At 41.2% G+C, this 18,628-nt stretch carries 15 protein-coding genes; 9 read left to right on the plus strand and 6 right to left on the minus strand.

Features of this window, described 5'->3' with window-relative positions; genetic code table 11:
- The first annotated feature begins 258 nt into the window (after positions 1–258).
- Positions 259–1,026, plus strand: a complete 768-nt coding sequence (locus JMX13_RS12590) for a hypothetical protein (RefSeq protein ID WP_201613070.1) — start codon at positions 259–261, stop codon at positions 1,024–1,026.
- A gap of 17 nt (positions 1,027–1,043) precedes the next feature.
- Here the strand turns inward: JMX13_RS12590 and JMX13_RS12595 are convergent, their stop codons facing one another.
- Entirely contained in the window at positions 1,044–2,459 is a 1,416-nt protein-coding gene (locus tag JMX13_RS12595) for a DNA cytosine methyltransferase (RefSeq protein ID WP_201613071.1), read from the minus strand.
- Positions 2,460–2,635: 176 nt separating this feature from the next.
- Entirely contained in the window at positions 2,636–2,896 is a 261-nt protein-coding gene (locus JMX13_RS12600) for a DUF1289 domain-containing protein (RefSeq protein ID WP_201613072.1), read from the minus strand.
- A 199-nt stretch (positions 2,897–3,095) separates the two neighbouring features.
- Here JMX13_RS12600 and JMX13_RS12605 point away from each other — a divergent pair, with 199 nt between their 5' ends.
- From JMX13_RS12605 to JMX13_RS12615, 3 genes are all read left to right on the plus strand, one after another.
- Entirely contained in the window at positions 3,096–3,755 is a 660-nt protein-coding gene (locus JMX13_RS12605; protein ID WP_201613073.1) for a YqiA/YcfP family alpha/beta fold hydrolase, read from the plus strand.
- A 110-nt stretch (positions 3,756–3,865) separates the two neighbouring features.
- Positions 3,866–5,752: a DNA topoisomerase IV subunit B gene (parE, locus tag JMX13_RS12610; RefSeq protein ID WP_201613074.1), complete on the plus strand. Its 1,887-nt coding sequence runs from the start codon at positions 3,866–3,868 to the stop codon at positions 5,750–5,752.
- A gap of 169 nt (positions 5,753–5,921) precedes the next feature.
- Positions 5,922–6,617, plus strand: a complete 696-nt coding sequence (locus JMX13_RS12615; protein ID WP_227686320.1) for a lysophospholipid acyltransferase family protein — start codon at positions 5,922–5,924, stop codon at positions 6,615–6,617.
- Between the two features lie 111 nt (positions 6,618–6,728).
- Here the strand turns inward: JMX13_RS12615 and JMX13_RS12620 are convergent, their stop codons facing one another.
- Positions 6,729–7,511, minus strand: coding sequence for an SDR family NAD(P)-dependent oxidoreductase (locus JMX13_RS12620; RefSeq protein ID WP_201613076.1), 783 nt, complete (start codon positions 7,509–7,511; stop codon positions 6,729–6,731).
- Positions 7,512–8,088: 577 nt separating this feature from the next.
- Positions 8,089–9,840: a mechanosensitive ion channel gene (locus JMX13_RS12625; RefSeq protein WP_201613077.1), complete on the minus strand. Its 1,752-nt coding sequence runs from the start codon at positions 9,838–9,840 to the stop codon at positions 8,089–8,091.
- Positions 9,841–10,257: 417 nt separating this feature from the next.
- On the opposite strand from JMX13_RS12625, the gene JMX13_RS12630 reads away from it, so the two are divergent.
- Positions 10,258–10,989 carry an FKBP-type peptidyl-prolyl cis-trans isomerase gene (locus JMX13_RS12630; protein WP_201613079.1) on the plus strand — a complete coding sequence of 244 codons (732 nt, stop codon included), beginning with the start codon at positions 10,258–10,260 and terminating at the stop codon, positions 10,987–10,989.
- A 205-nt stretch (positions 10,990–11,194) separates the two neighbouring features.
- Here the strand turns inward: JMX13_RS12630 and argA are convergent, their stop codons facing one another.
- Entirely contained in the window at positions 11,195–12,517 is a 1,323-nt protein-coding gene (gene argA, locus JMX13_RS12635) for an amino-acid N-acetyltransferase (RefSeq protein ID WP_201613081.1), read from the minus strand.
- Between the two features lie 465 nt (positions 12,518–12,982).
- Here argA and JMX13_RS12640 point away from each other — a divergent pair, with 465 nt between their 5' ends.
- Complete coding sequence (locus JMX13_RS12640) at positions 12,983–13,570, plus strand: hypothetical protein (RefSeq protein WP_201613083.1); 588 nt, start codon at positions 12,983–12,985, stop codon at positions 13,568–13,570.
- A gap of 163 nt (positions 13,571–13,733) precedes the next feature.
- Here JMX13_RS12640 and JMX13_RS12645 read toward each other — a convergent pair whose 3' ends face one another.
- Entirely contained in the window at positions 13,734–14,690 is a 957-nt protein-coding gene (locus JMX13_RS12645) for a patatin-like phospholipase family protein (protein WP_227686321.1), read from the minus strand.
- A gap of 363 nt (positions 14,691–15,053) precedes the next feature.
- Here JMX13_RS12645 and JMX13_RS12650 point away from each other — a divergent pair, with 363 nt between their 5' ends.
- The 3 genes from JMX13_RS12650 to recG are packed head-to-tail and all read left to right on the plus strand — an operon-like array spanning position 15,054 to position 18,254.
- On the plus strand, positions 15,054–15,404 hold the full coding sequence (locus JMX13_RS12650) for an IS630 transposase-related protein (protein WP_201613088.1): 351 nt from the start codon (positions 15,054–15,056) through the stop codon (positions 15,402–15,404).
- Entirely contained in the window at positions 15,391–15,903 is a 513-nt protein-coding gene (locus JMX13_RS12655; protein WP_265088417.1) for an IS630 family transposase, read from the plus strand. The genes JMX13_RS12650 and JMX13_RS12655 overlap by 14 nt, the downstream gene beginning before the upstream one ends.
- Positions 15,904–15,935: 32 nt before the next feature.
- Positions 15,936–18,254, plus strand: coding sequence for an ATP-dependent DNA helicase RecG (recG, locus tag JMX13_RS12660; RefSeq protein ID WP_227686322.1), 2,319 nt, complete (start codon positions 15,936–15,938; stop codon positions 18,252–18,254).
- Positions 18,255–18,628 lie beyond the last annotated feature (374 nt).

Here is an 18,628-nt window from a genome sequence, read left to right on the forward strand (position 1 = left end):
GTGAAACATCATCGCGCCAATGGTAGTGTGGCTCCGGCCATGTGAGAGTAGGTCATCGTCAGCTCTCTATTCTTAAAAGCCCTCAATCAGTTATCTGATTGGGGGCTTTTTTTATTTGTATATAATTTTATTTTTTATTAAAATTATTTAAAAAAACTAGAAATTAGTTTTTTCTTTCAAAGTACATCTACTTAGCTGCCATTTTTCTACTTAAATATGCTGAGATAACTTAACTACAAATTATAAAGTGAATAAAAAATGCTAAATTCAATAGAAATATTTAATGCTACACGTGAACAAAGAGGAGTGTTAATAACTCAAGAAGCTAATCTTCTTCCTAATGATAGCGAAATAGAACAGTCACAGAAACTATCTCAAGTTATTAATACTTTTATAGAGAGTTATTTTGATTTACTAATTCAAAATGATCTAAATAGACATAGTGGAAGTGTTCTTGACCCAGCTAATATAAGTCTCGAAATTGATAATATAATAACATCATTTAGAGATATAGCTATAGAACAGATCAGTAGAGCTGTTCCAGATAGAGAAGATATGATGAGAGATGCTAAAAATCTGTATGAACTTGGAGGAACTTCTAAACTGGCAGGTGCAAATAAAATAACTAGATATCTAAGCACAACCATGGGATTACTTTGGGAAAAGATAGCTAATATTAGTCCATATACTGTAAATCCTGAAAGTGAATTCAATATTAAAATAAAAGGTATTGATTTAATTACTAGCAATAGAATTACAAATTTGATCGAATATCAGCAGTTAAAGACTCAACACAACACATTAACTGGGTCACAAAGAAGCCGCTCTGTTCAGGAGTTAGAAATACATGAAAATCCAGTTTTTTGTGCAAGTTTTAAATTAGGAAATTGGACATTTAACCATTCCAATATTCCTAGAGTCTCAGGAGCAGAATTTTGGAATGGTATTGGTATTGAATATTCTTTACTAGAAATTAAAGTTAAAGACCTGTTTATGGAGTTTGAGAGAGTTTTTATAAGTTTATAGTTATATTTAAACTGAAGCTAAATTAACATTGGTTGAATATTCTTCTCTAAATGAGAATCTACTAAACTATTAAATTGTTTTTTCCATTCGATATCATTTGTATTTTTATACCTAGAATATTTAAATTTACTAAAATCAGGAATATCATTATTATCTAATAAATTCAATATCAATTTGCCAACAGCTTCCCCCATACTGATAGGCACGGCATTTCCAATCTGTTTATATTTCTGAATAAGCGGCCCTGCTAGATCCCAGTTATCTGGAAACTCTTGAATTCTTTTATATTCTTGAATTGATAAAGGACGATTTTCAGTAGGATGTGCTAAATCAGTTGCAGGCATTGCGGGGTGAGTAACTAGTGTAGGTGATGGGCGATCCCAAGCCAATCTTCTTAAAAAACCGGTTTTTCCACCCCCAGAATAGAAAGACTTACCCATCGCTTCTTTCTGAATTTCGACAGGTAAATCTTTCCAGTTTTGTCCTGGAGAAAGCATTTTATAGTATTTAAGTCTTTTTTCGGGAAATGTTAAATGGTCGTGTATTTTAAGATCATGTATAGCTCCTCTAACAGTATTCCATCTGGGCAAATCATAATCGCCTTTTTCTGCATGGGTAGGTATTAAATAAGGTGGTTTATCACCATCTCTTGCACAAATTATTATTACTCGCTCACGATTTTGTGGAGTACCAAAATTGGCTGAATTATATAAATTGAAAGAATAAGCGTATCCAGATTTTTCTAATCTACTTATAATAAAGTTCAATGCACCGCCTTTCAATTCATCTAATTCAAGTTCAGGATACTCATCTCCTCTTAGTTCATGAGGTCGATGTTCCATCGGGCAAGATAGAAGACCACGAACATTCTCAATTACAAAGTACCTTGGCTTTAATTCTAAAGCTAGTTCTATGTACTTTAAGAAAACATTCCCTCTTTCATCCTTAAATCCTTTCCTTTTTCCCGCTGTACTGAATGCTTGGCATGGAGGCCCGCCCATTATTAGGTCTATTTCATCAGTTTCGCTTAAACCTGCTTCTAGTCTAACCTCTTTAGCGTTATAATTATCAATATCTGCAAGCAATGCAGTACTAGGTCTATTCAGTGCTATAGTTTGTCTGCAGAACTTGTCGACTTCACAAGCTAGTCTAATCTCGAATCCTGCTTTCTCTATGCCTAAATCCAGCCCCATTGCACCAGAAAAAAAGCTTAACGCAATAGGTTTGCTGTTGCTAACATTATATGCTTTATGATTTTCAGCAACAGTATGAGCACTTCTCAAACCATATTTTTCTAAGCTTTTATCATCAATTATCCATGAGTTACCAAATTTTTCGGCTTTTAATTCATTGCTTCTACATAGCGTCCTTATTCTCTGTTCGCTAATATTAAGTTGCTTAGCAGCATTTTTAGTGCTTATTTTGGTACTCATACAGAGTTTCCTTGTCGAAACATATAGTAAGTACCATTATAGTTTTATATGAGTGAAGGTCAAGCCTTAACAGAACCTTACACTGAAAATTTATCTTAACGCATTTAAATATAAAACCAGTGTTTTGAATACAATATCTGAATTATTTGCTTCTCTTATACCATAGTCTTTATACTTTAAAACAACTCACCTGTCTCAACCACAGGCTCAAAATCAAATCCTAACTGCTCTCCTTTACGCTGTCTAATCTGCTCGATACGCAGCTTACGTCCAGAGATTAGCCGTAGCACCTCGCGACGTTGTTCAGTGGTCATCTCATGCCATAATTGCCGCTCAGTGCGATTACGTAAGCAGCCAAAGCAATAGCCTTTTTTATTGCTTTGGCAAACACCAATGCATGGATTGGCAATCTCGAATAGCTCAAACTGCTGATTCATGGCGACTCCATCGCTATTTTCGTTATTCCTTTAACTTATCTAATTTCTTCTATAACTCCACTGTAAAATACTATTATGTCGCAAATAGTGAATAATAATGTGCGATTTTATTGTTATTGTTTTTATTAAGTGGATGCTATGCTGAGTTTTGATTATGCATATACAACAATCATAACAAAATTAATAAGTGAGATTATACGTGAACGTTATTTATATTCATGGGTTAGATAGTGATGCTAATTCTACTAAAGGTAGATTGTTAGAGGATTATTGCCGCCAATATCATCCTGATATCACTGTAGTGCGACCTGATTTGAATAAGACGCCTGATAAAGTTTTTAGTCAGATATTGTCATTAATAGAAAGTTTAGACAATAAAACTATTAAAGATAGTGAGCTTAAATCGTCAAATACGGTCTTGGTCGGTAGCTCATTAGGCGGTTATTTTTCTACATTGATTAGTAATCATACAGGTTGCCCGGCGCTGCTATTGAATCCTAGCACCCAGCCGCATATTACTTTACAGCGCTTTGCTGATAATTTGGCTCTGAAAGATGATGTTAAAGAGGAGATTTTGAGCAGTCAGATTTTCCATTCGACAGCCGGTGGTTGGGATATTACTGATACAGATTTGCAATGGTTTGCAGCGCATCAATTATCGACGATTAATTACCCTTATAAAGTTTCTGTATTAATAAAAGAAGGCGATGAGCTACTAAACCATGAACTGTCTAAACAGTTTTATAAAGAGCAAGGAGTAACGGTAACTGTGCAGGCTGGCGGCGATCACAGGTTTAGCGATTTTGCTGAGCAATTACCTATCGTGATTGATATGCTACAGAAGCTAGTACAGATTTAAATAGACGACATTATCTGACGTGAGCGACTGACTATTACCGTTACCGTCGCTATTTTTCGTTATAATGGCTTAATAGAATTAATCGCACATGAATAGTTAAGGATGCATTTGTGAGTCAATATAATGCGCAATCGTTAGAAGTCTTAGAAGGGCTTGAGCCCGTCCGTCGTCGCCCAGGTATGTACACCGACACCACGCGCCCCAACCATTTGGCGCAAGAAGTCATCGATAACTCAGTCGATGAAGCATTGGCAGGTTATGCCAAAATTATCAAGGTTCAGTTGCATAGTGATGGTTCGTTATCAGTTGAAGATGACGGCCGCGGTATGCCAACCGATATTCATCCTGAATTTAATCAAACTGGTATTGAGCTGATTTTAACGCGTCTGCATGCGGGTGGTAAATTTTCGACTTCGAATTATGAAGTGTCGGGCGGTTTGCATGGCGTGGGTATTTCTGTCGTCAACGCGCTATCGACGCGAGTCGAGGTAACCGTATGGCGTGATAGTACACAGTTCGAGATGGCGTTTGAGAATGGCGCCGCAGTCACCCCTTTAACCGAAACCATTAGCTCCAATAAGCGTAAGCGTGGTACTAAAGTACATTTTTGGGCCGATGGTAGCTTTTTTGATACGCCGAAATTTAACGTTAAACAACTTAAGCACAATCTAAAAGCCAAAGCAGTGTTGGCCGCTGGTCTAACGATTGAGTTTGTCGATGATATTAATAATGAAAAAATCGTTTGGCAGTTTACCGATGGAGTGGTTGAGTATCTAAATGAGCAGCTAGATAGTTTGGAGACCTTACCTGAAGCACCCTTTTATTATAATCACGACGCCAAAGTGGGCGAACGTGCTGGTATTACCTTTGCACTTTCTTGGTTGCCTGATGGTGGTGCGCCTGTGCAAGAAAGCTATGTCAATCTTATCCCAACGGCGCAAGGCGGTACGCACGTTAACGGCTTACGTACCGGTATTTTAGAGGCCTTACGCGAGTTTTGTGATATTCATAATTTACTGCCACGTAGCGTCAAGCTGACCGCAGAAGATGTATGGGATGGCGTTAACTATATCCTATCGCTTAAATTTTCTGAGCCGCAGTTTTCAGGTCAAACCAAAGAGCGCTTATCGAGTCGTGAAGCGGCGGGCGCAGTGCAAACGTTGGCAAAAGATGCCTTTAGCTTGTGGTTAAATCAGCATGCCGATATGGGTGCGCAGATTGCCGAATTGGCGATTAATAAAGCAGGTCGTCGCCTAAAATCTGCCAAAAAAGTCGCGCGTAAAAAAATCACCCAAGGACCAGCGCTACCGGGTAAGCTTGCCGACTGTCGCGGTGATTTGCGTGATGGCGCAGAGCTGTTCTTGGTAGAAGGTGACTCTGCAGGCGGTAGTGCTAAGCAAGCGCGTGACCGTCATTATCAGGCGATATTGCCCTTGCGTGGTAAGATTCTCAATACATGGGAAGTGTCGTCAGATACAGTACTGTCGAGCCAAGAGATTCATGATATTGCCATTGCTATCGGTGTCGATCCGGCGTCTGACGATTTGTCTGAGCTGCGCTATGACAAGGTATGTATTTTGGCGGATGCCGACTCTGACGGTCTGCATATCGCGACACTAATCTGTGCGTTGTTCGTCAAGCATTTTCCAGCGTTAGTTGATGCCGGTCACTTGTTTGTGGCGATGCCGCCTTTATACCGTGTCGATGTCGGTAAAGAGGTGCATTATGCACTTGATGAGCCAGAGCTTCAACATATTTTGGCCAATGTACCGGGGAATAAAAAAGCACAAATAACCCGCTTTAAAGGCTTGGGTGAGATGAGCGCAGAGCAGCTGCGAGAGACAACAATGAACCGTGATACGCGGCGTTTGGTGCAACTAGATATGGATGATATGGTGCTGACTAATAGTGTGATGGATATGCTATTAGCCAAAAAACGCGCCGCAGATCGCAAATCTTGGCTTGAGAACAAAGGCAACTTAGCAGATATTCCCTAAGGCGGTAGGAGAGAAACCGTAATGGTGTTATTTTTATAGGCTTTATTTATATATAGTCATATATGTAAATAATTGAGTAAGCTATCACGTAATAAAAGCCTGCAAAATTCAGCTAAGTGACACAAGCTTAATGTTATTATGTAGCTATCTTTTATTACATGGTGCCGTTATGACATCAAAGCTATTTAATCGTTCTAAATCAAACGCTTCTAAGCCTACGCGCTCGAAAGTATTACCGACATTGAGCAAAAAACATTTGGGTAATTTGGTCCCAAGGCGTGGGAATAAAGTCGCGCCAATTATCGGGTCGGCATTATTAAAAGCCGCTGGTTGGCGTACGGTTGGCGAAATTCCAAATATCCCACAGGCCGTGGTATTAGCGCTGCCGCACACCTCTAACGTCGATGGTATTTATGCGATTCCGAGCTTATTTGCCCTAGATTTAAAAATTAGCATCATAGGCAAGCACACGTTATTTAAAATACCAGGAGTCGCACAATTGATGCATTGGATAGGAGTTATTCCTATCGATCGCAGCAATAAAGGCTCAGTGCTGCAAGCCAGTATCGATAAATTCAAAACAGGTAAGCCGCTATTTTTGGGATTAGCGCCAGAAGGTACGCGGCAATATACCAAAGATTGGAAATCTGGCTTTTATTATTTGGCAGTAGGCGCTGGTGTGCCGATTTTGCCGGTAGCGATGGATTATAAAACCAAGGAAATACGTTTTATGTCGTTGGTTTATCCAAGCGGTGATATTGATGCTGATCTGCCAAAAATATATGCACAATATCAAGGGGTGATGCCAAGACATCCGGAGCGCTTATCGCAACCGCTACAGGATATTAATAATTCCATTGATTAAAGGTTTTAGCTTTGTTATTAAACCTTTATCACAATTAAAGAAGCTCTTGATATCAAAATATCAGGGGCTTCTTTAATTGTTAACTCGAAAATACTTGAGTCAGATTATTTCTTAGAAATGTGGCTGACCGTTTGATGCGCTGACACCGCCATCAACTGGCAAGTTAATACCAGTTATCATCGAGGCGTCATCGCTCGCTAAAAAAGTAATGGCGGCGGCAATATCCTCTGGCGTTGCAAGACGTCCGAGCGGGCAGCGATCTAAAAACTTATCGGTTTTACTAGTGTCATCTTGAATGGCACTGGTCATATCGGTCTTAGTAACACTTGGGTTAACGGCGTTGACGCGCACGCCGTCAGCCCCATGATCTAAGGCCAGTGTACGCGTTAGATTAGTAACACCAGCTTTAGCAGCATTGTATGCGGCCATATTCCAGTCACCACCGATTCCAGATAGCGACGAGACATTGATGATATTGCCTTTGGTCGCAATCAAATGTGGCATAGCAGCCTGACATACATAAAAAGTGCCATTTAAGTTCATATCGATGGCCGACTTCCAGTCTTCAGAAGACAGCTCAGTGATTTTTCCTTGCATGGCTTTACCCGCATTATTTACCAAAACGTCTATTCTCTCAAACTTGTCGATGACTCTTTTTATCATTTCTTGTACTTGAGCTTCTACGCTGATGTCACAAACGACGGTCAAAAAATTATCGGTATGAATCCAAGTTCGATCCTGCGGAAACGCTTCAGCGGTTTCCTGTAAGGTTTCAGCGGTACGTCCGACTAAGACAACGTTAGCGCCTTCGTTTGCAAAGCGAATGGCGGTCGCGCGGCCAATACCTGAGCCCGCACCGGTGACGATAACGGTTTTTTCTTTAAAGCGTTTCATGATGTTCAGTCCTTGTTATCATATGAGTGTCATTCTATAAAGAAGCTTGTTAAACCTGCGTTAGAGTGTTTTATACGCTAGCGCGAATGTGATGGATTTTATGACATCATAATAACTCACTGCTATGAAAGCGACCATGTATAATTGCGTTTATGTTGTTTAATCTTTTGCATAAAAGCTATGCCAATGGTGATTACATTAGCATACTGTGTATCAATCACAAGGCATGCGCTGTCATATATATTTGATATTAAAAGGTTGGGACTGTATCCAATTCGACTACTATAATTCCTAATAAACACAATCTTAGCGATGAGTTAGCCTGCTACTTGTAGCCCGATGCGTTATAGATGCTACTACCTAATATTCAAGCGCCTAAAACATGGTTTTCCTGCCCGTTGTTTTATGGAAGATTTAGCTAGTAAAGATAGGCTTAAAGATTGTTATTTCAGCATGCAATGATAAGTTTAAATACAGGAAATTTGAATAACAAAACCTTAAATAAAAGACTTAATCAGCAACCATAAAAAAAGACAGCCTAAGCTGTCTTTTTTTTTGATTTAAATACCATTAATACTTACTTGTTATTGGTATCGTCGTATAAACCGCTACCAGGCAGGATGTTATTGTTAGCAATATCCTCATCAGTGATACTGCCGTCATTAACATTGTTGTTCACATTGTTATTGGCAGTGTTGTTGATATCAGAGGTATTGATAGTGCCTGTATTCACACGAGTCGTATCAACGATATCTGTATGAATATCAGGAGTCGACGTTGTGGCAGGCTTAACCGTTGGCGTATTCTCACGAACTGACGCCGCGAATTTATCTTGAGTTGACGTGTTAGGCGTCAAAGCAGACTTCACTTTTGCTTCATCACGCTCTCTATCCATTTTATCCTGCATCTTGCGTAGGAAACGAGCTGCTGCTTCTTGACCGCCAAGACCAAATGATAGGGCAAATGCCACCGCAACCGCACCTAGGGTTAAACCAAATGCTAAGTTAACAATAGAATCCGCAATACCCATCGCTTTAAGACCCATGGCTAGTACTAAGCCCATGATCAATACACGTACGATGTTTGCTAAGAACTGTGAACCTTGCTCAGAGCGCTCGACGACACCAGCGATGATGTTGGCAAGCCAAAAGCCAATAAATAGAATAACTGCGCCTAGGATGATGTTGGCACCAAAAGCGATAAACATCGTGATGATGGCTGAGATAGGCTCAAAACCTAGTAAATCAGCGGCAGCGATAGCAGCAAACAACATCGCAAAGAAGATAATCGCATAACCGACTAGGTCAGAGATTTTCTTATCGCCCATCGTCTGTTCTAAACCAACTTTCGCAGGCAATTGATTGACTTGGGTATTTTCAAGTAGACCTTTGATGATGTTGGCGACCATACGTACCACATAGAAGGTTACGATTAAAATCGCCGCTGCCATAAAGATGTTTGGCAAAGCTTCCATGATTTTATTGAGCATATTGGTAGCAGGGCGGGCAATCACATCGATTTGCAGAGCATTTAAAGCAGCGATAATCGTTGGGATAATAACCACTAAAAATGCTAGTGAACCAGCAATATTAGGCAAGCTGTTCTGCTCGCTTAAACCTGCTTTTGACGCCAGTTTTTGTACATCAAAAGTAGAAACCAAATTAGTCACAATGCCGCGTACGACTTTGGCGATGATATAACCCACCACAAAGACCACACCAGCGATGAGAATATTAGGAATAAAGCTGAAGATTTTATCAACCATATTGGTCAATGGTGCAAATAAACCATTAAGCTGTAGCTGACCAAGTACCATGGTCAATACAATCAATAAGATAAACCAGTAAACCATATCAGCAATGGTGCTGCTCAATGGTTTGACACCAGCTTTCGCACTTAAACGCTCATCCATCGAGGTTTTTGCTAGCGCGGCGTTAATCGCCGTACGAACAACGGTGGCAATCACCCAGCCAATCACACCAACTGCAATCGCAGCAATGATATTAGGTATAAAGGTCAAGACTTGATTGACCATGTTAGCAAATGGGGTTGAAATAGAATTTAGATTTAGTTGACTGAGCGCGCCAGCGATGGCGATGATGAAAATAAACCAAAAAACAATTTTTGAGATAATACCCTCTAAATCGTAGCTTTTACCAGTGGAAGAACTCATCTGCTGGTTGAGATTTACCTTCGATAACACACCGCGTACAAGGGCAGCGATACCCAATGCCACGAGCCAGCCAATGATAAAAATTAGAATAGCGCCGATGATGGAACCAATAGGGCCACCCAGATAACCGTTGAACGATGTATACATTGGATTCATCCTGTCCTCCTTGAATATTCATGTATCAGCCGTCAAATAATCCTTGCTATTGAATATCAGCCTAGCTATTTGTAGCAAACACATACCTAATTATTAGTATTTTTAATTGATATTATTTAAGAAGCTTTTTTTTATCAGACCTTAGTCAACATTCTGTATTGATGGTTAACAAAATCTACGTTCTGTTACTTCTTACCTTAACCAATTTAGCTTAGCTGATGTAATGAGGTATTTAAAGACAGAAAGCTTAACTACTTACTATAGTTGTGTGATAAGTTGTTAATTTGACGGCAAATATTAACATAGACTGTACATTTGACCGATAATTTCAAGGGAATCGTAGCTCCTAAAACCAAGATTTGCTATGATAGAAGAATGTGACATCTTGCCACTATCCTTACAATTTGAGAGTATTCTATGAAAAAAATTACTACCTTAAGCATTAGTGCCCTTGCTAGTGCGATGTTATTAGTCACCGGCTGTAACGCCAGCAATGGTAATAAAGAAAGCGCTGCTAAAAGCGTTTCAGTGACTGAAAAAAGCCCAGCCAATGAAAAAGTCGGTTACAGCTTGGGTTATATGATGGCAGAAGGTAATAAAGAAGCGGTCGGCGATCTGAATCTTGATACCTTTGAAAAAGGCTTCCGTGATGGCTATGAAGGTAAAAAGGGTGCATTGACGCAAGAACAAATGCAAGAAGTCTTGATGACCTATCAAAAAGAGCAAGAAGAGAAGTTTGTTAAAGATATGGAAAGTAAAGCGGGCGAAAATAAGACCAAGGGTGCCGCATTCTTAGCAGAAAATGGTAAAAAAGCAGGCGTGAAAACCACCGCTTCTGGCTTACAATATAAAGTAGTGACTGCTGGTACTGGCAAATCACCAAAAGCTACTGACGTGGTTGAAGTCAACTACGAAGGTAAATTGCTTGATGGTACAGTATTTGACAGCTCTTATGAGCGCGGTGAGCCAATCGAATTCCCACTAAACCAAGTTATCGCTGGCTGGACTGAAGGTCTACAGTTGATGAAAGAGGGTGGCAAATACGAGTTCTATATCCCATCTGATATCGCTTATGGTGAAGCGGGTAACGCAGGTATCGAGCCAAACAGCACCCTTATCTTTACTGTTGAGTTATTAAAAGTAAAATAAGCCGTTATTAGATTTATAACCCTTTTAAGCCATGGTGGTTACTAAAAGGCGTTTATAAAAAATGGTTATAAAAAAGCATTTATGAAAGACAAAAAAGCCCTCGTATATTATGAGGGCTTTTTGCTGCGCGGTAATTAAGTTGCTCATTTATGAATTGATTAATGAATGGCTAACTCATTCACTTTCGGATTATAGGTTTTCTAAATTATAAAGTTTTTTGGAAAACTTTAGAGTTACGACCGTTATTATATTTCTCACGCCGCGCTTCCGGTAGGGCGCTTGCTTCAACTTCCGCAAAGCCTTGCTCGACAAACCAATGCGCAGTACGAGTGGTCAGAACAAATAACTTATGCAGACCATGGCTGCGTGCTTGTTGCTCTAAAAATGCCAGCAAGTCAGCACCGCGGCTGCCACTACGGTATTCAGGATGTACCGCCACACAAGCAACTTCTGCTGAATCTGCATCTAATGGATAAAGTGCGGCACAGCCTAAAATCATACCGTCACGCTCAATGACGCTATAATGATCAATCTCTTGCTCCAAGCGCTCGCGTGAGCGGCTGACCAAGATGCCTTGTTCTTCTAATGGTGACAGTAGCTCAATCAGTCCGACCACATCGTCGATATTGGCACGGCGAATCTCTTCATATGGATCATGGCTAATCAAGGTGCCAGAACCATCACGGGTAAATAGCTCTTCGAGGAGCGCGCCATTTTTGGCATAAGAGATGATATGGGTGCGATGAACCCCTTGGCGGCACGCATTACTGGCGCAGCTTAAGAAGTAATTAATCTCACAATTTAAATCACGATCCCGTAAGAAGCGGTCAACTTCATTTGGGATCATCTCACGCAGCAAGCGGTTATCATGATTGATACCAGCCTCTTCGCCCAAGAATATTAGCTTATCGGCACTAAGTGCCACAGCGGCACTGAGGGCGACATCTTCAGCCAATAAGTTAAACACTTCACCAGTTGCTGAGTAACCCATTGACCCTAAAATTACGATATGGTCATGCAGCAGGTTGTTTTTAATGGCTTCAACATCGATAGAGCGCACTTCACCCGTCATCTGATAATCAACGCCATCACGAATACCATAAGGACGAGCGGTGACAAAATTACCCGAGACCGCATCAATACGCGAGCCGTACATCGGTGAGTTTGCCAAGCCCATCGATAGTTGGGCCTCGATTTGCAAACGAATGGCACCAACCGCTTGTAAGATAGACGGCATGGCGACGCGCGGAGTCACGCGGATATCTTGATGCAATGGCGAAGCAATATCTGCGTCTTTGAGGTTTTTTTCGATTTGCGGTCGTGCTCCGTGTACCAATACCAGCTTGATACCCAAGCTATGCAATAAAGCAAAGTCATGAATCAAGGTACTGAAATTGGAATGATTGACCGCTTCACCGCCAAACATAATCACGAAAGTCTTACCGCGATGAGTGTTAATGTAAGGGGCAGAGTTACGGAACCAGTGAACGTATTCAGGATTAATCTGTGGCATGGCGCTAGTAGTCATAATGGGAGCAATAGTCGTTAGAATAAGAAAAGGAGCGTGACAGAAAAAGCTTGTCGCTAATGAATTACCATAGCAAAAAACGCCGTTATGAGCTATCTTTTATTTCAGTAGCGTTAAGAAGTCTTGGTAGTAAATAGATGATATACACAACCTCAACACGGGATTAGTGTACCGCTAAACGCTTTTTGTTATGCTAAGCGCTATTGCTTTAGCGACAGCTTACGCAGATAATTGATAAAAATAACCATAGCTAAAAATAGTAATGGCAAAAAATTAACATTAATAACGATATATGATGAGGCTTAAGTAATAAAATAATAGTGTGTGCAATCGGATGGTTGCTTAGCAGCGTTATTTTGTTGAAGTGTTTTATAACTATTATGGTTTTATCTACACATTGTTTTATTAGCGAATTTTTATTACAAGATTGTTTTATCGATACATTAACCAGGGATAATGAATGTCATGAAGAAAAGTAACCATTTTGCAAACCCATTCAGTGCGTGGAGCGGACACCGCTTATTTCATGTTGTTGCCGGTACGCTCGTTGGCGTGATGGCAGTGACGCAGGCGTCAGCGATGTTGCCAACGCCAGAACAAGCCGTTGATAACTCAGTGGCAATGCAAGCAAATTCCAACCAAGGCAGTAGCTCAAATGCGCAAGCGGTTAATAGCAAAATTACTGCATCATTGATTAGTGTCGACGCAAATGGTCAGGAACTGCTAGTACCGGTTAATGCCAATACGCGTTTGCAGTCAGGTAATGTCTTAGAGTATCAAGGCTATTTTACCAATACCAATGCCGATCGCGTCCGTAAAATGACGGTCACCATGAGTATTCCAGAGCAAGTAGAATTGCTACGAGCGGTGTCGCCAGATTTCCCATATGGTAGTGCCGATGGTAATACTTTTGCCCGTATGCCATTACGTGGCAAGGTTGATAATCAACTGCAAGAAATCCCATTGAAATTTTATAAAGCGGTACGTTGGGACTTAGAAGGCGTTGGTTTGAATGATACGGTCGTGGTTAAATATCGTGCACGCGTTAAATAAGTTAATTCTTTAAATTTGCTGCATTAAAAAAGCACCACAGTTAACGCTGAGGTGCTTTTTTAGCATCAATTTTTTAAAGTATGTATAAGAATATATAGACTTGGCAGGATGGCTTTTTATACTTGCTGTTCACTTATCAATTAAGGAGCTGCTAAAGGGTTGCCTATTTACTCTGCGATTTGTCTTTCAGTGCTTTGTCTTTAATAAGTTGTTTAATGGCAGCAATTTGCGGCATAGTGGCTTGCGAGCCAGCCGTCATTAGAGCGCGGCGCTGGCTAGTATCTAGCGAGCTAATATGACCGACATCTGGGATAATGATAATATCAGCGCGATCACGCTCATGGCGCATCGATGCAGAACGACTAGTGCGTGCTTGACTGGAATTAGTGACAGTTGCAGCGGCATTTGCGACAAAGCTGCTCTCAAGAAAGCCCCAAAAACTGCTTAATGAATTGATAGTCGGCATTTTATTGTTAGCAGAACTATTAATATTAGCAGCCGTTACATCAACGGCGATAATAATATCGGCACCCAAATCACGCGCAGTATCAACCGGTACTAAGCTGACCACACCGCCATCGATATATTTTTTACCGACTTGTTCAGGAATGCGCGGGGCAATAAAAATATTGGGCACACTACAGGATGCTTGCACCGCAAGACCAGCATTACCACTACTAAAAACGGCCTTTTTTAGCGTGTGTTTTTCGGCAGCGACCGCGGCAAAGCTGATCGGAAAGTCTTCTATATTGCGCCCGCTTACTTTTTTATTAATAAAGTTTTTAAGCTTGATACCTTCGATAAAGCCTTGGTTGGATAAGGTAAAATCTGTCAATTCGCTATCAGAAGTATTTAACGCTAATTGTTCAAGCTGTTTGGCGTTATAACCACTGGCATATAAGCTGCCCACTAAGCTACCGACACTGGTGCCGACTACTAGCGTCGGCGTGATACCATTTTCTTCTAACGCCTTAATCACCCCAATATGTGCAAAGCCTTTCGCACCGCCGCCGCCTAAGACTAGGGCGACTTTTGGTTGATTGTTTATAGGCGTGACTGTCTCAGCAACTGGCGTCAGACTCTGACACGCGCTAATAAACAGTCCTAATATGCTGAGCATGCTAAATCGTAATAATAGTGATAAATGACGATAGGGGTAATAGTTAGCAGGTAAAAACATAAAAAACCTTAGCAAAAATCATCATGTAAAATAAAAGGCTGCGTGGTAAGCCCATCATTAATAGCTTACTTGGAAATCAGCTAGACGCCGTATCGCTAAATAGCTTAGCATAAGCAAGTCGCTTGTCCGTTATAATCATTATCACTGAGTGTTTTATAGCAGATTCATGATTATAGCTTTTATAAGACGGCATAGACTTTAAAACCTAGACTTTAAAATAAGACCGTTAATTAGATAGTATAGCTAAGCACACCTAAAAGTGTTATAAATTAATTATCAAACCCAATTGTTATTATAAAGACCATGACTTACTCACTAGATTTTCGTATGCAAGTTCTTAAAAGCTTAGACGAGGGTATGACCTTTGCCGAGGCAGCTGAGTTTTACAATCTGAGCCCAACCACTATACAGAACTGGAAGCGGCGTGTTCATAGCAAAACAACCAGGCAAACCAAACCCTATAAAATACCAGATGACGTGCTACTTAATGATGTTAAAGAACATCCTGATGATTACCAGTATGAGCGAGCCCGTCGTCTAAACTGTAGTAAAACAGGCATTTATCATGCCCTAAAGCGCCTAGGCATCAGTCAAAAAAAAGACATTAGAGCATCCAAAAGCGTGTCCGATCAAAAGAGCGATATATCACAGTAAGCTTAATAGCTTTACGCAGCAAGGCTATCCCATCGTCTATATGGATGAAAGCGGCTTTGAGCACGAGACCATTCGCTCTCATGGTTATGCACCGATTGGTAAACCCTGTATCGATAGTTACAACTGGCAAGGTAAAAAGCGAACCAACGTTATCGGTGCTCTATATGAAAAGATGCTGTTTGCACTAGATTACTTTAAGCACAACATTAACAGCAGCATATTCTACGACTGGTGCAAACACAAGCTAATCCCAAGTCTTAAAACCAAATGCGTGATTGTGATGGATAATGCCAGATTTCATAAGAATAAACGCATTCAAAAGCTACTGAACAGGCATGGTCATCGTATTCTTTGGCTACCGCCGTACAGCCCTGATCTGAACCCTATCGAGAAAAAATGGGCTCAGGTAAAGTTTCTACGCCAAGGCTGGTTGGAAAATGACTTATCCAAGTTGTTTTATGATGTTTGTCCTAACCATAACAATTTTATTTTGAACTGACTATATTTACCTTTATATCATTAGGATGATTGATGCCCATATCGGTTAAGCACACGACAGTGAATTCATCAGACCATATAAGATCTGATATGCCCGTTTCGGCGCTTGATATGCCGGTGACGGCTCTGGCGGGTGTGGGATCAAAAGTGGCGGAGCAATTAGCCCAATTGGGTATTGTGCGTATTTTTGATTTACTGCTGCATTTGCCACGTGATTATGAAGACCGTAGCCGACTGGTATCGATAGCCAATGTGGCACATGGGCAAGCTGCCTTGATTACAGGGCGGGTGGTGCATGTTGATACTAAACGCAGTGGGATGACAGTGGTGGTCGATGATGATACTGGCACCATATCGCTGCGTTTTTTTAAAGTGTATCAAGGTCTAGCGCAAACGATGAGTCTTGGTACGCAGCTGCAATTATTTGGTGAAGTAAAGGTCAGTCGTTACGGTAAGCAGATACATCATCCTGAATATCAAATCATTAGCAGTAACGAAGCCGTCGTTAATACAGGCTTACAGCCGATTTATCCTAGCGTGAAAGGCTTACATCAAAATAAGCTGCGCACGCTAATCAAGCTTGCGCTGCAAACGGTTCGTACTCAAGGTTTACCGATGACCTTATTTACACCTGCTGACTTTGACGTGGTGGCTGATTTACCGTTAGCGCCTTTTGAGCCTGCTAAATTAGCAGTCGCAGAAGATGATTTTCCAGACGATATATTTTCGACCCTTGCGCGTAGTGTGCCTGACAATTCGATTATTAATAGTGTAAATAATGAAGTTAAGTCAGAGACTGTAAGCACGACTAATAATGTCTACAATTTAACCATATTTGAAGCTTTGGTATTACTGCATACGCCGCCTACCTATACCGACGCGGGGCGACAATATCAGCTGCTGACGCAATTAAGTGCCCGCACCCATGCTGCCTGTCAGCGTTTAATCATTGAAGAATTGACCGCGCATCAGCTCAGTTTATTATATCGCCGTCAGCAATTACATCAGTATAAAGCACCCAAATGCGCGACCCAAAGCCCGCTTGCCGATAAATTATTTGGTGCATTACCATTTGATTTAACGGGCGCACAAAAAAGAGTCATGAAAGACATTACTGCTGATATGGCAACTTCTATTCCGATGCTTCGACTGGTACAGGGCGATGTTGGCGCAGGTAAAACTTTGGTCGCAGCAGGCGCAGCAGGCTATGCGCTCGATAGTGGCTGGCAAGTAGCGGTAATGGCACCAACAGAAATCTTAGCAGAGCAGCATTTGGTTAATTTTAAAAACTGGTTTGAACCACTAGGCGTTGGCGTTGGCTGGCTTGCTGGCAAGCAAACGGCGAAGCAGCGCCGCGAAGCCTTAGAGGCAGTGGCGGAAAATACGGTACAAGTGGTCGTTGGTACCCATGCACTATTTCAGGAGCAGGTACGGTTTGCCAAATTGGGACTGGTCATTATTGATGAGCAACACCGCTTTGGCGTTGAGCAGCGCATGGCCTTGACCAATAAGGGCGTGGCGAATAGCACGCCGCATCAGCTGATTATGACCGCAACCCCGATTCCACGTACGCTCGCGATGAGCGTTTACGGCGATATGGATACCTCCATCATTGATGAGCTACCACCGGGGCGTACGCCAATTACGACGGTGACGATTGACCGTAATCGCCGCGATGAAGTGATTGAACGTATTGCGGTTAATTGTGAGGCAGGCAGGCAGGCGTATTGGGTATGTTCATTGGTAGAGGAATCTAGCGTGCTGGATGCGCAAGCTGCTGAAGCCACTTATGAAGATTTAAATGAGCGCTTGAATATTCGCATTGGCTTAGTGCATGGCAAAATGAAATCCGCTGATAAACAAGCCATCATGCAAGAATTTAAAACTGGTAATCTTGATTTACTGATTGCCACTACAGTCATCGAAGTGGGCGTTGATGTGCCGAATGCGTCGTTAATGGTCATCGAAAATGCCGAACGTTTGGGTTTGTCGCAACTACATCAGTTGCGCGGACGTGTAGGTCGTGGTTCGACCAAAAGCTTCTGCGTACTGTTATACCAAAAGCCATTGTCGGAGACGGGCACGGAGCGCTTAAATGTGCTGCGGGAAAGTACCGATGGTTTTGTCATTGCGCAAAAAGACCTAAAGCTGCGAGGACCCGGTGAGCTGTTAGGTAAACGTCAAACCGGTAACGTCGGTTATTATTTGGCCGACCTTATCCGCGATGAGCAATTATTTGCTATTGCGCAGCGCCTAGCGAAACATCTTATCGCTGACCCAACACGTAAAGCAGACGTAAGCCAACTTATCCACCGCTGGATGCCAGAAGCCAGTCGCTATACCAATGCTTGATACTTAATGCTTGCTTGGCGACTGAGCCAATTTCCCGCTATCAAATTTCATGAAAAGCCATTATTTTTCTAAAGATAACGGCTTTTTTTATTGTTTTTATAAGCTATATAGACGATGAAAGATAATATTAGGCTATTCAAATTCATTAACGAGCTGTTCTGATTGTTTATCACTTTTATCATATTACTTTGCAAGTTTTTACGCTTATCCATGCTTAATAGATGGCAAACTTACGAAGCTAAAACACACTATATAAAAATAAGATGATGACTTAATATAGTTAATCCAGAATAAAATAGATACATCCCATATCACGAAACAGTTTAGGTAGATCATTCTCCATCCACCCTTGGCGTAGAAATTTTGCCTGTGCC

Source organism: Psychrobacter immobilis (assembly GCF_904846285.1).
Classification (GTDB): Bacteria; Pseudomonadota; Gammaproteobacteria; order Pseudomonadales; family Moraxellaceae; genus Psychrobacter; species Psychrobacter immobilis_D.

Bases quoted from the DNA above. Each gene is read 5' to 3' on its own strand.
- JMX13_RS12615 (WP_227686320.1), top strand. From the start codon at position 5,922: ATGACATCAAAGCTATTTAATCGTTCTAAATCAAACGCTTCTAAGCCT.
- JMX13_RS12630 (WP_201613079.1), top strand. From the start codon at position 10,258: ATGAAAAAAATTACTACCTTAAGCATTAGTGCCCTTGCTAGTGCGATG.
- JMX13_RS12645 (WP_227686321.1), bottom strand. From the start codon at position 14,690: ATGCTCAGCATATTAGGACTGTTTATTAGCGCGTGTCAGAGTCTGACG.
- JMX13_RS12640 (WP_201613083.1), top strand. From the start codon at position 12,983: ATGAAGAAAAGTAACCATTTTGCAAACCCATTCAGTGCGTGGAGCGGA.
- JMX13_RS12600 (WP_201613072.1), bottom strand. From the start codon at position 2,896: ATGAATCAGCAGTTTGAGCTATTCGAGATTGCCAATCCATGCATTGGT.
- JMX13_RS12620 (WP_201613076.1), bottom strand. From the start codon at position 7,511: ATGAAACGCTTTAAAGAAAAAACCGTTATCGTCACCGGTGCGGGCTCA.
- JMX13_RS12595 (WP_201613071.1), bottom strand. From the start codon at position 2,459: ATGAGTACCAAAATAAGCACTAAAAATGCTGCTAAGCAACTTAATATT.
- recG (WP_227686322.1), top strand. From the start codon at position 15,936: ATGCCCATATCGGTTAAGCACACGACAGTGAATTCATCAGACCATATA.
- JMX13_RS12625 (WP_201613077.1), bottom strand. From the start codon at position 9,840: ATGAATCCAATGTATACATCGTTCAACGGTTATCTGGGTGGCCCTATT.
- argA (WP_201613081.1), bottom strand. From the start codon at position 12,517: ATGACTACTAGCGCCATGCCACAGATTAATCCTGAATACGTTCACTGG.
- JMX13_RS12650 (WP_201613088.1), top strand. From the start codon at position 15,054: ATGACTTACTCACTAGATTTTCGTATGCAAGTTCTTAAAAGCTTAGAC.
- JMX13_RS12590 (WP_201613070.1), top strand. From the start codon at position 259: ATGCTAAATTCAATAGAAATATTTAATGCTACACGTGAACAAAGAGGA.